Source organism: Hallella bergensis DSM 17361, from assembly GCF_000160535.1.
In the GTDB taxonomy this organism is placed as follows: Bacteria; Bacteroidota; Bacteroidia; order Bacteroidales; family Bacteroidaceae; genus Prevotella; species Prevotella bergensis.
In genome coordinates, this window is record NZ_GG704780.1 from 989,579 (window position 1) to 1,005,283 (window position 15,705).

Annotated in this window: 13 protein-coding genes; all 13 read right to left on the reverse strand. The window is 47.6% G+C overall.

Features of this window, described 5'->3' with window-relative positions; translation table 11 throughout:
* A partial coding sequence (locus HMPREF0645_RS03725; RefSeq protein ID WP_007173531.1) for an acyltransferase family protein occupies positions 1-460 on the reverse strand: 460 nt, incomplete at its 3' end.
* A 93-nt stretch (positions 461-553) separates the two neighbouring features.
* Positions 554-763, reverse strand: coding sequence for a hypothetical protein (locus tag HMPREF0645_RS13620; protein ID WP_007173532.1), 210 nt, complete (start codon positions 761-763; stop codon positions 554-556).
* Between the two features lie 9 nt (positions 764-772).
* Entirely contained in the window at positions 773-1,861 is a 1,089-nt protein-coding gene (locus HMPREF0645_RS13790) for a hypothetical protein (RefSeq protein ID WP_052300827.1), read from the reverse strand.
* Between the two features lie 122 nt (positions 1,862-1,983).
* Positions 1,984-2,667 (reverse strand): plasmid pRiA4b ORF-3 family protein, encoded by a 684-nt coding sequence (locus HMPREF0645_RS03735; protein WP_007173534.1) that lies wholly within the window; start codon positions 2,665-2,667, stop codon positions 1,984-1,986.
* Between the two features lie 512 nt (positions 2,668-3,179).
* Positions 3,180-4,307: a UDP-galactopyranose mutase gene (gene glf, locus HMPREF0645_RS03740; RefSeq protein ID WP_007173535.1), complete on the reverse strand. Its 1,128-nt coding sequence runs from the start codon at positions 4,305-4,307 to the stop codon at positions 3,180-3,182.
* Positions 4,308-4,680: 373 nt separating this feature from the next.
* Complete coding sequence (locus tag HMPREF0645_RS03745) at positions 4,681-5,865, reverse strand: thioredoxin family protein (RefSeq protein WP_007173537.1); 1,185 nt, start codon at positions 5,863-5,865, stop codon at positions 4,681-4,683.
* A gap of 1 nt (position 5,866) precedes the next feature.
* A complete protein-coding gene (locus HMPREF0645_RS03750; RefSeq protein WP_007173538.1) occupies positions 5,867-7,477 on the reverse strand; it encodes a PKD-like family lipoprotein in 1,611 nt (536 codons plus the stop codon).
* 14 nt (positions 7,478-7,491) lie between these two features.
* The gene (locus tag HMPREF0645_RS03755; protein WP_211205371.1) at positions 7,492-8,244 is read right to left on the reverse strand and encodes a DUF4843 domain-containing protein; all 753 of its coding nucleotides are present in this window, start codon (positions 8,242-8,244) and stop codon (positions 7,492-7,494) included.
* Positions 8,245-8,268: 24 nt separating this feature from the next.
* Positions 8,269-9,693, reverse strand: a complete 1,425-nt coding sequence (locus tag HMPREF0645_RS03760) for a RagB/SusD family nutrient uptake outer membrane protein (protein WP_007173540.1) — start codon at positions 9,691-9,693, stop codon at positions 8,269-8,271.
* A 4-nt stretch (positions 9,694-9,697) separates the two neighbouring features.
* Positions 9,698-13,003, reverse strand: a complete 3,306-nt coding sequence (locus HMPREF0645_RS03765) for a SusC/RagA family TonB-linked outer membrane protein (RefSeq protein ID WP_007173541.1) — start codon at positions 13,001-13,003, stop codon at positions 9,698-9,700.
* Positions 13,004-13,166: 163 nt separating this feature from the next.
* Positions 13,167-13,265, reverse strand: coding sequence for a smalltalk protein (locus tag HMPREF0645_RS13630; RefSeq protein WP_156433292.1), 99 nt, complete (start codon positions 13,263-13,265; stop codon positions 13,167-13,169).
* A 115-nt stretch (positions 13,266-13,380) separates the two neighbouring features.
* Complete coding sequence (locus HMPREF0645_RS03770; protein ID WP_007173542.1) at positions 13,381-13,872, reverse strand: HU family DNA-binding protein; 492 nt, start codon at positions 13,870-13,872, stop codon at positions 13,381-13,383.
* Positions 13,873-14,360: 488 nt separating this feature from the next.
* Positions 14,361-15,689: a YihY/virulence factor BrkB family protein gene (locus tag HMPREF0645_RS03775; RefSeq protein WP_007173543.1), complete on the reverse strand. Its 1,329-nt coding sequence runs from the start codon at positions 15,687-15,689 to the stop codon at positions 14,361-14,363.
* Between the last annotated feature and the right edge of the window lie 16 nt (positions 15,690-15,705).

Consider the following 15,705-nt stretch of genomic DNA (forward strand, 5'->3'; position numbering starts at 1 on the left):
GATAATAGTTTATCATCAGGCTTCCACCGTATGGGATTGCAAGCATTGCTATAGAAGATATTGCACAAGCCACGACATCATTGCGAATCACTTTTTTACTTATATACACCACTATATAGCAGGCAAACAGGCATTTTAGAAACCACACACACCCATAAAGCTCACGCACGCACCCCTCCCCATTAGCATACGCTATCGCTGCCAAAAGCAAAGAGCCTGCTACAGACGGTACAAGTAGTTGTTTACACTTTTTTATCAGAAAGTTTTTGAATGGCAACAAAAATGAGCTATGAGAAAAGAAACCACACATCGTCATGAACAATGACATGTGGAAAGAATAAATGATAGGACGAACCTTGCTCTGCATTTCATCGCCAAAATAATATGCATGCCCAACGCACACTAAAGTGATCGCCAAAAATTTAGCAAGATCTAAATAGATGATTCTCTGCTTGCCCATTCTTCCTGTATATGATACTTCACTCTAAACATTTTATAAAGAGCACGCTTTTAGGTAGGAAGAAAAATCTTTTATTTCAAACTCAAGAACGTTTTATTCCCACCCGTCTCCCCACACTTCTTCTGTATCGAGATCGAAGGGTTTGGAGTGAGCGCCGCTGGCATCGCCTTCGATGGGATTTCCATTGGTTTCGACATTACTGTCTGTGTTTATTCCCGGACGCTCTGAGTCGGCTAAAAGCTGAGAAGTTATGGTGGTGTTGAGGAGTGTTATTGTTGGATGTATATAGGGTCTGTGTTGCACGGTATGTTTTTATTTACGAACATATATTTTCTTCCCATTCTTGATGTAAATTCCGGGTAGCAAGGGCATGGTGTCGTCCACGGCTATTCCTTGGAGGGTGTATGTTCGGTTGGCAGTTGGTCGTCTATCTGTGTTAATGGTTTTGACTGTTGTTGTTTCGTCTTCAAACTTTATGGAATATTTGGCTTTTGCCGATGCACTCGACGATTTTCGTATCCTGAAGAAAGCGCGCATGCCGTTCATTCGATTGCCTGAAGTTGAGGGTTTGTAGAGTCTGTCACCGTCGCCGAGGAACAGTTCACTGCCATCGGTTCGGAGCTCTTTGGGGTCGTAAGTTCCAACAAATGAGAACATTCTTGTGGGATCTTCGACCACATGAGGAGTTTTCTCTGTGCAGACCACATTGGTAAAAGTTGGATTGTCTACCGTTTTTGCGGGTTTGAGGAGGTAAGGTTCGCCGGCTTTTATTTCGGTTGCATCATTAAATATCATCGTGTTGCCTTTAACTTCACCCGTGAACTTCCTTAATAAGTTTCCATTGCCGAATATGGCGTGTAGATCTTCGGCTTTCACATCAAATGGCAGACAAATCGTATTCCAGTAGTCTTTCGAGAATGTGCGGTTGACAGTGCATGACATCGTGTTTCGGGCCTCGTCGGGGATTTTTATATTTTCCTTATCGTCCAACCCCGTGACCACCTCAATGGATCTGAGATACATCTGCTTCATTTGGGGATTAGGAAATTTAAACTTGACGCTTACCTTGCTCGTAACGCCGTTGGCAGGAAATGGGTGTATCACATATTTATCGTCTGCCTTATCTTTACTATAATCAATAGTCTTGTCACCTACTTTTACCGTTATGGTGTAGGATTCTCTTAACAATGCATCTACCTTGATTGATTCCACATGATCGAAGGATTCAACAGACTCTATCTCCACGAATCCCACCTTTTTTTTACTGGTTCCCATATGGAGAACTATTTCCCCTGCGCTTGTCGCATTGTAGCCGTCTGTCTTCAGCGTCCATTGTGTTCCATATACCGTGCAGGTGTGCACATCGCCCACATCATCTCCACGACCAATACCTCGGAACATTTTACATAGGTCAAACTTTTGCGCTTGCGCAGTCGATAAAACCAAACAAGCCAGGCAACTTAGTATGAGTCTTCGTGACATCATTACCTGTAGGTGTCGTTCAAGTTTTGCGTCAATTTTTCTCACCACGGCTCGTATCCATCATAAGGAAGTTCTTCAACCGCCTCGCGCACTTCGTCAACGTCAAAGTCGGTGGCATCGATCTCGCCGGTCTCTTTCATCTGCTCATATCCCCAGATGCCACCGCAGTCCTCTTCGGGACATGCTCCCTTGCCGGCAGTACAGGTGGCGTGCTCGGAAGGTTGGTCGAGCACCTTCTCAAGGGCGATGTCGTGTGTCCAGTCGTCGCCAAAATCGTAGACATAGCAGAGTTTTTTGGTCACACTGCCATCTCCAAAAAACTCGCCCAAGGTGTAGGTTCTGGCATCGTAATCGGGTTCCTGCCAGTCGTCTTCTCTGGGTTCAGCAATGTTGAGCGCACGACTGTAGGGCACGTCGCAGAAATTATAGAGATGCTCGTTCCACCAGCCAAAAGCCTCCTGAAGAACGGCATGGAAACCGGAAAACGTGAAGTGGGCAGGCACAAGCACGCGACGCCATATAGGCGGCTTCGACGTTCCCCGCAATTTCACCTTGAACTGATAGGTCACTTTCAGACCTTTCTTACCCGAGGGTTGCACCTGGCTTTTGCCCTTGAATAGGCCCGCCATTTCACCAGCGTTTTCGAAAATCTCACGCAGGCTATCGAGGTCGGATATATCCTCAAGTTCGGGGAACAAAGGAACGATACGTGCTTTTTTCTTCATGACTCCATGTTTTTTTTATTCAGCAACGAAGCTCGGCAGGAGCAACGAGCCACTGAATGTATGTTATATTTTTGCAACGACTATGTAATTCAAAATTCATAATTCAAAATTGGGCTGCGCGTTTGCAATTCAAAATTCAAAATTATGGATATACTATGCTCTATTGTCAATTATTAAATATCACCACGCGCAGCCCAATTGTGAATTATGAATTATGAATTGCAAACCCCTCCGCTCGGCTTTGCCGAATCTTAGAATATCAGGAGAATATCTTTTCATGAACGAAAGGCTTATCGCAGAAAATCTTTACGCTCTTGCTACGCAAGATTAATCTTAGAATATCAGCATCCACACAAAGCGTATTTCGCAGCGACGTTCAGGACATTATAAGAGTGAAAAATGAGGAGTGAAGAGAGAAGAATCAACGCGCCGCTAATTGTGACGAGTTGATGAGCTTGCGGATAATTATGAATTACAAACGCGCAGCCAAATTGTGAATTTTGAATTATGAATTATGAATTATAAATCCGTAGCACCTTCTCGACAATCGGTGCCATGTCGTAGTATTTGTATTCTGCCAAACGACCGCCGAAGATCACGTTTTCTTCCTTGTCGGCCAACGCCTTGTAACGGGCATACAGTTCGCTGTTGCGACTGTCGTTCACGGGATAATAGGGTTCCATGCCGGGTGCCCACTCCGTTGAATATTCGCGCGAGATGACAGTCTTGGGATTTTTGTCCACATCGGGACCGAACATCTCGAAGTGCTTGTGCTCGATGATACGCGTATAGGGCACCTCAGCCTCCGTGTAGTTCACCACCGCGTTACCCTGGTGGTTGGCCGTGTCGAGCACCTCGGTTTCGAAACGCACGGTGCGATACTCAAGCTTGCCCAGCGAATAGTCGAAATATTCATCGATTTTCCCAGTATAAACTATCTTGTCGGCCATTCCCTTCCACTTGTCCCGATCGTCAAAGAAGTCGGTGTTCACCCGAGTCTCAACACCATCCAACATTCCGTCTATCAGCTTGTTATATCCACCGATGGGAATGCCCTGATAGGTGTTGTTGAAGTAATTGTTGTCGAAAACCAACCTCACAGGCAACCGCTTGATGATAAATGCGGGCAGCTCGGTGCACTTCCTCCCCCACTGCTTCTCGGTGTACCCCTTGATGAGCTGTTCATAGATGTCGCGACCGATGAGTACCAAGGCCTGCTCCTCCAAGTTGCGAGGCTCGTCAATTCCATCGGCCTTCATCTTGGCCACAGCTTCGGCACGCTGCTCGTCGAGCTTAGCCTGCGCCTCTGCCGGCGTGGTGACGCCCCACATCTGATAGAAGGTGTTCATGTTGAACGGCAGATTGTAGAGCTGACCCTTGTAGTTGGCCACGGGCGAATTGGTGTAACGATTGAACTCCACGATGGAATTGACAAAGTCCCACACCCTCTTGCTGTTGGTGTGGAAGATGTGGGCACCATACTTGTGGACGTTGATGCCTTCCACATTCTCACAATACACATTGCCACCGAGCTGGGCACGCTTGTCGATAACCAAGCATCGCTTCCCCTGCTTCCTGGCAAGATGGGCAAAGGTTGCCCCAAACAGGCCTGAGCCTACAATAAGATAGTCGAAATGCATCTTGAAAAAGTTTAGACAATGGACGGACACACCCTCTCCTCCCCCATTGCAAGGCCACAGATGGGGTATGTGGAAGAAAATTATCTTCCGAGGCTGAGAAGGTCGTCCGCTTCAGAGGTTGGCCAGATGTTAAAGGCAACAGAGGTGCTCCATGAAAATACAAAGGGCTTTGCGCCTTTGCTTTTTAACAAAAAATGAATCTCCCTGTCATCAACCATGGTTGATTTCATCCACTTGGCCTTGCTCGCAGATTATCAATAACAGTCTTTGTACTGATTGCAAAAGTACTATAAAAATAATGAATATACAACTAATTTCCGGAAAAACACGTAGAGCGTCAACGCGCGCAAATGACAAGACTGTGTTTGCAGGGTTATCTTTTAGGAGCTCGATTCGGCTTTTTCTTCATTTTTGGCGACCGCATGGTATAGGTTTTCTCTCCGTACCTGGGTGTCTCTGTTATCAAAGTCTGTATGGCATTTTGGTTGCTTTTATTTTTAATTGCTTTTTCCAGCATATCGGCATACAACTGATGTATGCTTCCGTCTTTCCTGTCAGGCCAGTTGTAAGCTAAGTATCGTGTATATTCCAAGCATTTCAGCTTCCATTCCTCGGTTGCATTCTCATTATTGTAACGCTCCATGTTCATCATAAATTTCAGCCGCCTCATCACCTCTGACTTATTTGTCGTTGTATCCGCCAAATTTTTATCAATTAAACCAATAGCCTGTTTGTAGTTGGTTTGTCTGATTGCCTGTTCTATTCTGATGAAGTCAATGTTGAACTGTTTTCCGTCAAAGTCGCATAGCGTGGCTATTTTATCGACATCTCCAAATTGTGTTTCAGCAAAAAGCTTGGCGTCTACCTCTGCCTTCGAATATAATCGGCAATATTCGGCATAATGGTCAGAAACCTCTTGCAAATATGGTGAAAGCCCGCGAATGCCCGCCACGAACACGTCCCATACTGCCCTGTCTCTCAAGCTATTCCCCTGAGCCACGAGCTGGTCGAAGGCCATCTCTGTGAGTTTTTGCTTATGGATTGAGATTTGATATTCTATATAATCCAAGAGCAGCTGCTTGGAGCGGTTCCCCTCGGCATAAGCCTTGATGAGATAGGACGACCGCTTTGTTGGCACAAGCGCATTTTTACCTGTCTTGATAAATATTTCCGGGGTTTGCGTGCTCGAGCTTCTGTGTGCCACCTCCTGCGTGTTAGGGTCTATGAAACAATAGGTTGGGTACAGGTGAACCATATATTGCTGGGCCAACTTGCTCCCCTCCTCGCTCTCGGCATTTATTTTTGCACACACAAAGTGCTCGTTGTAAAAAAATCCCACATCCGGTCGTGTAAAAACATTCTCGGCCATATTGAGGCATGGGCCACACCAATCGGTGTAGAAGTCCACGAACACCAATTTGTTTTGTGCAACGGCCATATTCAGAATCTCTTTCCACGAACTCTTCTGAAACCGTATGCCGCCCTCATTGTCCTGTCCGTAAACAGAGCAGGAGTAGGCAACGGCAAGGAAAAATAAAATTCTACTTAGTCTTTTCATATCAGTCTACAATATATGCATCATTACGTGCGAAAGTCCGGTATTTGTAAATCACAAGTGGTTTGGCACCGCAAACCCCCGTATGCTTCTTGATTATCACAGGTTTGTCGGCATCAACATTCAGTTCTATGATATCGCTTTTAAGCTCATCACCACTGCCCTCGCCATCATGGCCGTATCTCGACACCGCTATCACCATTTTCTTCTCATAGCGATGCAGACAGATATCGGCAATGGTCGCGTCGTCGTCATAGCCCAGATCCTTGAGCGAGACTATCTTGTCTGCTTCCGTCGGCGCAATGCCCGTTGCCACATTCAGGATGTTGTATTTATAGATGGCTTGCGTTGTGTTGAAGAACACATAGGGTGCATTGCGCAGCATGAAGAAGCGACTCGTAGGCTGCACCTGAGCAGCATCCACCGAAGCCAGGTGGTTGTCTTCCTTCCCTGTGTCGAAAGTAACAAATTTTACCTTGCCATTCTGCGCTATGGCTGCGAAGCAAAATCCATATTGATAGGTGTCTTCACCATAAAAAGCACGGTATCCCGGGAATGTTGCATGCTCGTCTACCGGCGTAAGCTTTCCCGACTGCATGGTGTAGAACATGCCTTGATTTTCGTCGAACAAGCACTTGTCATACGACAGGCGCCAACCTGCATTTTTGTTTTTTCCCCTGCTGGGCGCGGGCTTACGTCCTGTGACAAACACCATGGGCGAGAATCTGCACACTTTCTTCTCGTCGTCTCCTACATAATTGGTGTAATTGATTTCGGGGTCTCCCGTACGGTTGAAAGATATAAGGAACATTGCTCCGTTCGAAATCAAATACACATCCTCATTGTTCATGATCGCACCATACGGATTCCTCCGCCATTGCGAAACCAAGCCACTGATATACGCAGGTTTGAAGTTCGAGTAGTCAGGCAAAGGATACAGTTCGCCATACCTGAGCATGTAGTCCTTGTCTATCCTGTCCATCTTGTCTAATGTCACATTGCTGAGCTGTAGCAGTCCCTCGTCACAAACGAGCTTGATGCCACGCCCCCCATTTTTCTTCACATATCCGGGATAACCGTCTACAAAGGTCTGGACCAGCTGGCGCGGATTTTTACCCAGCGGTTCGTCATGGGATTTGTTGTAGAACATTTTCATAAAATCAGCATTCTCAACATCCAATCTCAGATACGAGAGGTCTGCCTGACCATTTTGACTACTCACCACAAGGATGCCATCGGCCGACGTGGTATAATTAACCACCAGCTTGGTCGTAGCAAAAGTCTTTACTTGGGTCTCCTTATCAGCCACTGTATACAACAAAGTATAGCTTCCCTGTGCGTCAGTCACTTCATAATTGAGATCCTTGCTCGTCGAAAGCACCTTCTTGCCTATTTTCCATTCGTAGGTATATTTTTCAGGGTCATTGCCCCCCATTGTTGCCTCAATATCAGGCGTTATTCGCAATGTAGCGTATCGGTCTATCTCGACATTTTCCGGCAAGCCCTTAATGCTCACCTCGTTGATGTCATGATAGTCGTAATTTCCCTTATCCTCATAACATCCAACTATTGTGGCCGTTGCCACCAGGATTAAAAGATATTTCAAGTGTTTCATGTTTTCCTCCTTTCTTACTTCGCATTCATGTCTATCAGGTTATCAAAACCCACACGCTTGCCCGTTTCCTGATCTATGACGACATTGTCTTTCAGATAGTTTTTCAAGGCATCAACGTATCTGTCGCCATAGTTCAGCAGGTCTGTCTTGCTGTAAAACTCTTCTGTATTAAACATCAGGAGTATTCGGTATTTTTGCGGATGGTAGTATCCCAAGGCAATGACATTCCACCACTTGGGACGTGCCACGTAGTTGTTCATCGAGATTTTAAACTCCATCCCCTCTCTCGGCCCAACTTTCAGGTCCTCTGTTTCCACCAACCTCAGTATGAGTGATTTGCTCTCCTGAAGCGAGAACGATGTACTTAGCTTTTTTCTCAACAGTGTCACACATAGCGTGTCTGTCCAGACATTGGCCTTGAAAGTGTAGACTTCCTTCAACGGCAAGTAGTGCTCATTGGCCTTGGCTGTCGTCTCTCCCTTGAGCACGGTGGCTTTGTCGGCCACCTCCACCTTGTAGGTCTTGTCGCGGGTCAAAGGGTCTCCCAGCACATTGATGGGTATCTTCACCACGTACTCCTGTTGGTCTGAGGGCAGCAGTCCCATGGAAACCACCAAGGAGTCGCGCACGATCAACCGTTTCTGGGCATAGTTGGGATCCTGATGTAGGTATTCGAAATATATCCGGTCGTTATCCGTAAAAGCTAACTCATTGTCCTGCGAGCACGACACAAACGAGAGAGCTGTAACGAACAAAAAGATTTTCATCCATTTCATAATCATCGTTTTTCCTTAGTTATAGATTCCATATTCGTTTTCATTTTCCGGCCTTGGGAATATCTGGATATTATCAGCAGGCTCAAAGTTCTTCAGAATATTCAATATCGGGCTGTTCAGCCTTTTATACTCATAGAACATGTGCCCTTCGCCTATAAATTCGCGACGCATCTCTTCAATAAGAACTTCCTGGCTAATCTTTGTCTTATCTGTCTTGACAGATTTTGTCATTCGCGAGCGTCTGAGTGTGTTCAGCGTCTCCAAAGCCTGGGCATCTCCCAGGTGCATCTGACATTCTGCGAGGATAAGATACATCTCTGAAAGTTTCAGGAGCACCTGCTTGGGATAGAATTTTTCTATTTCCTCATTCGTATATTTCACCAAGTATCTGTTTTGGGCATTCACCCACGTGGACAACCGTACATCATCGTTATTGTTGTCAAACAGTTCGTTGATGTTGGTGGGCAACGGAAGCTCCGCACCACTCACACTTGTATCGGTAGAGATGCCCATGTGTATCTTGCGCGCATTGTCGCGTATAGCTTTGTTTCTTATTGAGAATATATGCTCATCGCTGAAGAGCATATCCACCGAATCTTTCTGTACATTGATGCTCTTCTTGATGTCCAACAGACTGAACTTGCCCGATTCTATCACGCTTGCGGCCAGCTTACCCGCCTCTTGGTATTTTCCCTCGTCGAGCAATATACGGGCAAGCAGGGCATCCACGGCATAGTAGTTTGCCCTGGCCACGTATCGGTCGCTTTCTGTTTTGTCCTCAAAAGTGTAGGGCACAACCTGCCTGATGGGGTCGTTTTCCAATTCAAGCCTTGCCTCGTCTAAGTCTTTCTTGATTTTGTCGATAACCGACTTCACCGTCATGGCAGGCGTAGGCTTAACACCGAAGGTCTCGACGTATGGAATTCCCGTCGCATCAGGAGCGCGCTTCACATTGGGTGCATAAAGCCGCAACAGGTCGTAATGCAGATATGCCCTCAAGAACAGGCATTGGCCTTTCACTTGATGACGCACAGGCTCGCTCAGCACCTCGGGCCGCTTGTCAATCCACCTCAAAATATTGTTCACCTCAGCAATAGCAGCATACATGCTATACCAAATGCCATTGATCTGTGCTCTCAGATTGTCATTGTCGTAATGATAATCCCGGGCATAATGAAACTGATGGTACACCGTCTCCATCTTCTCATAGTCATACAGCTGCCCAAACACGTCCAGCAACCCGAACGTGAGGTCTCTGCCATAAAGTCCACCCTTGCCCATGTCAGCATATACACCTGCCACGGCATCTTTGAAACCTTGTTCAGTAGAGAAGAGCTTATCCTCGTCAACAGAATTATCTGGTTTGACATCCAACCAATTATTGCATGCAGTCAGCAACAGGACGCACGCACCTGCTATGATATATCGATTTATTTTCATTTCCTTAGAATCTAACGTTTATACCCATGGAGAACGACCGCGCGTAGGGATAACTCGTTCCACGCTCCTGTTTGATGGTGGAGAGACGGAACAAATCGGTTGTGGCGGCTATAATCTTCACATATTCTATACCCAAATTGCTTATCCATTTTTGGGGTAAAGTATAGGTCAGCGACAGATTGGACAATACCAAGGTGTTGTTGTCCTGCACAAACCTACTCGTTTGATAAACGGGCGACATGTCGTCTATCCGTCTGTACTTGGCATGGTTGCCGGGCTCTTTCCAGCGATCGTAGAGCACTCGCCTGTCTGCATTGATGGCAGGGTTGGCTCCTTCCACCTTTGTTGCAAGCGTGCTGTTGTATGATTTCCCACCATAACGGTATGTGGCAACGGCATAGAGGTTAAAGTCTTTCCAGCGAAGGTTGTTGATGATGTTTCCGTTGAACCTTGGCTCGGTATCTCCCACCACAACCTTGTCCTTATAGTCGTATATGAAACTCATCGAACCGTCGCGCTTGTAGTACACCTCATTGCCCGTAGCAGGGTCTATGCCACCCGACCTCACCACATAGATGGCTGTGGTTGAATTGCCATTCTCGTATTGGTTGACCACCTTGCCTGTGATATTGCTGTTTTGCTTGGTGTTATTCCGACGGTTCATCTCCTCTAACTCGTTGGATATCTTTCGTATCTTGTTTTTGTTATGGAAAGTGGATAAGGTGGTGGTCCACGACCAATCCCTTGTCTTTAACCAATTAGCCGAAAGTCGAAGTTCGAAACCCGTATTTTCTACCTCTCCCACATTTTCGGTGTACGACGAGAACCCAGTCGATGGCGCCACGTTCATGGGCAGGAGCAGATTATTGGTGAGTTTGCGGTAAACGTCGCCATAGAATGCCAGCCGTCCCTTGAACAAGGTTAGATCCACACCGAGGTTGTAAGCCATGGTTTGTTGCCATTTCAGGTTGTTGTTGCCATAGTCCTGGAGGGTAGCTCCCCACGAGTCCAAATAAATGTTTTGAGCCATATAGGTGTATCGGGTGATGGCCTGTGAGGAGGCAAAGTTGATATTGCCCGTACTTCCCACCGATGCTCTTAGCCGGAGCGTACCGAAATCCTCGTTCATGAATTTTTCCTTGTGCACGTTCCATGCCAGTCCCAAAGACCAGAATGGTGCAAACCTCTTGTTACTTCCGAATTTCGACGAGCCGTCTGTACGGAACGAGAAGTCTATGTAATAGCGCTCCTTCAAGCCATAGTTCATGTTCAGGAGCACACCAAAGAGACGCGATATGTCTGACACATCATCAGGTTTGCTGTTTGCAGCATATTGCTGGGCATAGTGTATGTTGGCCAAATTGTCGTTAAGGAAACCCGTGGCCACAAACCCCTGACCCTTCACGGTGTTGTCGGTGAAGTTTGTACCGAGTGTCATGCTCAGCGTGTGAATATCTCTGAATGTATTGTAGTAAGACAACAGCACATTGCCGTCCATCGTGGTCTCTGTGGTATTGAAATAGGTGGCCCGTCCCTTTTTGGCAATATCGGTCTCATTAGCAAACGTGGGCGACTTGGGCGAGACAAAGGCCTCCTGCTGCGAGAGCATCTTGGAATAGCTCATACGGGCTGTCAGGCGGAAAGCATTGAGGAATCGCCACTCCAGATAGAAGTTGTCTGTCCATGTTGTCGATTTGGTCAGGTCCTTGTTGGCCAACGTGGCATTGATGAGGGGGTTTACATGATTGGTAGACAATATTTTAACCATGTTCCCATCTGCATCATAGATTCGGTCGTAAGGATTTTGCATCGCAAAAAGCCCGAACGAGCCGTATGGTGAGTTCTTGCCTTTAACCTCTGATATGGTTAGGTCGTTTCTCACCCTGAAGTTGTTGCCAACATTGTAGTCGAGCACAGCTCCAATACCATAATTGTTTCTGTCGGAACCTTTCATCACACCGGCATTGCTGTCGTATCTTCCGTGCAGCTGGTATCTGAGATTATTGTCCCCACCCTCTAATATGGCCGAGTATTTTTGATAGAGCGCCGTGCGTAAGGGCTGTGAAAGCCAATAGGTGTTCACCCCACGTCTTACTTCTTGCAGACGGGAATTGTAGAGCCTATCCTTTTCCAGTTGTCCCTCCAGTCCACCTGACGCAAAGATATATCGGCCGGCAAGTCGTTCAAATTCCAGCTTTTCTTCGGCGTTCATCAGGTTGTAGTCTCTCAGGTCGGGCACAGAGAACGTGTAGTTGGCACTGAAGTCCACCTTGATTTTTCCGGGCTGAGGTCTTTTGGTAGTCATCACAATCACTCCGTTGGCACCGCGTGAGCCATACATGGCCGTAGCCGAGGCATCCTTGAGAATGGTGATGTTTTCTATACGGTTGATATCATAGTCGTACACGGCCTGTGCCGACACCTCTATACCGTCCATAATATAGAGCGGCCCATTGGGATTGTTGCGCGAGCTTTCGGCCGATCCCCTGAGATCAAAAGTGCTCTGTCCGCGCAACGTCATCTCCGGTACGTGGTTGGGGTCCGAACCATAGTCGAGCTCTTCGGTTATTCTGAGCGAAGGGTTATAAGCCGAGAGCGTAGACAACACGTTGGTTGCACCCAGGTCTTTCAACTGGTCAGCCTTGATCGTAACCTCCGATCCGGTGTAGCTCTCTTTCGAACGACTATAATAACCGTTTACCACCACACCTTTAAGCATGAGTTCATCGCTGGCCTCAAGTTTTACATCCATGGAGGCTTGCCCTTGGTAAACTCGTTCCTCGCTTCTCATACCCAGATAGCTGAAAACAAGCGTCTGGCCTTTGGCGACACGGATGGTGTAGCGACCATCCATGTCGGTTGCAGCACCGGCATCCTTGCCCTTTATCCTTACAACAGCACCCACGATGGGCAGCCCCTCTGCATCGACCACTGTTCCGTGTACCTCACGGGCAGCATGAAGTCTCGTGTCCCTCTCCTCCTTGTACAGCCTTATCAGCCGACCTTCCACACGATAGCCGAAAGGCTTGCCATCCAACAGGCGCTTCAGCGCCGTGTCCATGGTAGCCTCCTTCAAATCGGCGGTAACGGTATAGCCATCCGTTGTTCCTGCCTGAAATGACAGCTGGTAATAGCCTGAAAGTTTTTCTACGGCTTTCAGAGCCACACTTAGTTTCTCGCCGGCACATTGGTAAGTGATGCGTTCTCCCGATGTCAATTGCTGGGCTTGCAAAGGGAATATACAAAACAAGCATAAAAACAAAGTCAGCAGCGACAACCTCATTTGCCTTGTCTCTCCTTGCTTCTCCATAGTTAAGTTTGATTTATTAGGTTTAATGCGCAAATTTAATAACTTAAACCCTATTTTGCAAATAATAACACAAAAAAAATCGAGGAATTACTACAAATTGTAAATCGGCACGATATGACTGCTCACATCGTGCCGATTTCGTGTTTTTCATGGGTATTGACGGTTACGCCATCCCAGAGTTCAAGCCAAGCGTTGTGGCAATGGCTGTCAGAATGCTAATGAGGACTTGTATCACAAGTTTCCAGGTGCTTTTGTGTTTCATGGTTTTTTAGGTTTGAAGGCCTCCCCTGGCCTATCGCGACTCGGGGAGAGCCAAAGGTAAGGTTAATGTTTTTAGAAGACACCCCCTCCCCTGCATGAAGAGGAGGTGGAAGCTGCTATGCAGGCTTCTCTTCTTTCTTGGGTTCATCGTTTTTCTTGGGTTCATCCTTCACGTCATTCTTGGGTGCCTCCTTGGCCGTCACGCCGTTCAGGAGATTCTTGACGTAGAAACCGGTGCGGTTGCCCTTGTCATTGACTCCGGTAGGATTGAAGCGCTTCTCGGGCGTATAGACAATGTGATAGCCAGCAATCTTGGAGCCGTCAAACTCGGCACTGGTTTCGGCCGGTTTGGTGCTGATTCCCACGCGGAACGAGCCTATACCATCGAGCACCACCTTTTGGGAATTCAAGAGATGTCCCTTCATGAACACGGCTGTCTCTGTCAGCACGGCCAACACATCCGCATAGGTGACGGTTGTGGCGTGAGAGATTTCCTCGGCCAGCGCCTTGGTCGAAATCACATCCATGATGATGGCTCGGCCATACCATTTTCCAAATGTACTTGAAGCTGCGCGTTTGTTTTGTACTTTACGATAACGAATTGCCATAGTGTTTTTCCTTTCTTAAATTTTTAATGGTTAAAATTGTGTTGTGTCTTTACAGTGTTGAAGCTTCATGTTTTCTGTTTGACAATGCAAAGGTAGGGCAACGGGCGCGTATACACAAAGGGCACGCGACTATGTCATACGCCACGTTCATCGACTCCGCACGACTATAGCGGCAACGACAAAAATATTATGGCAACGACTTACACGACAATACACGAGACATAATATTATTGCAACGACATTTCACGACTTTACACGACAAAAAAAATAAGTCGTGAAAAGTCGTGGGTGTCGATGCAAAAAATGAGTCGTGGAAAGTAGATGCAAAAATAAAAGTCGTGGGGGTTGATGCGAGAAAAAATTGTGGAGGATGCCGTGGTCAACGCAGGCGCGATGAACGCATAAACCTATCTTGTCATCGTCTCCGTGGCGTCACGCTGCTCGCTGCCGTAGATAGCAGGGGAATGAGGGAGTATACGGGGAATCTCCTAACTTTCAACGATCTCCTCCACCTTCACGCTGTCCATAGCCGTAAGATAATCCTGCAACATATCCTCAAGTTGTCGTTCTACTTCTGCCGACAACTGCAGGCTGTCGTCGCCCTGTCGAGCGGACGTTTTCCGACCCAGGATCGCCTCGACCATCGTGCCCATGCCCAGGTCGCCGGCATCGCGATTGAGCGTGTACACCTCTGTGCCGTCGCCGGTATGCGTGCGCGAAACGAGTCGCGCATCGATCAGCGTATGCAGGCTGCACATGAGTTGTGAATAGCTGAAATGCGTGAGGCTGAGGAGGTCGCGCACGGGGCACGGTCCCCCACCCCGCCGCTGGCGTTGGCACAGCAGACTGAGCACCATCCCACTCTTCCGAATCTTTTCCAATAGACTGTCGGGGCGGGTCTCGCCCAGATGACCCTCGGCGAGTTCCTGGTTGGCGCGCCCCAGTTCAGCAAAACCGATGCAGATAAACCACGACAACTGCATCCACAGCATCAGCAGTGGCAGGGCGGCCAAGGAACCATAGATGATGCTGTAGCTCGTGAACATCACCTGATAATATACATAAGCCGTTTGGAGTCCGATAATGCACAGCCCCGCCAGCATGGCCGGGAACCACACCATCGACACACGCACCTTGGTGTTGGGCACAAAGGTATAGAGCAACGTGAAAAACAAGGTCAGCACGGTCAGGGGCACCGCAAAACTGATGATGCCCTTAAACACGGGCGTGAGCACTTGGAAGTCGGGCAGACGACCGAGAATGGAATTGAAAAACACACTGAGACCAGACAAGAGAATGATGGCCAGCGGCACTAAGAATATCACCGAAATATAGTCGAAGGCCGCCCTACCCCAGTCGCGCTCCTTCGTCACTGCCCAAATGCCATTGAAAACGCCCTCGACGTTGTTGAAAAGCGAAATGACACTGTAGAGCATAAACACCAAACTCACACCGATGACCACACCCGTGTGCGTATAGTTGATATACGAACTGGCCAACTCGAGAACGGCCTTGCCCACGACAGGCTGACTGGCAAACACGCGGTGAACCCACTCGGCAATGTAATCCTCGAAGCCGAAACCGCGCCCCACGGCAAAGATGATGGCAAAAACCGGCACAATGGCCATCATGGTGTTGAACGTGAGCTGTGCGGCATAGCCCCAGTGGTTTTCCACGAACAGTCCCTTGAAAACCATATACAATCGCTGCGCCATATACACCAGCGGGCGCTCGCGGAATGCGACATTCCCTTCCTCCCAGATGGCGCGCCGAAAAAAATACATGATTTTATTGACCGATAAATTATTCTTTTCCATACAAGCAATCGTTTTC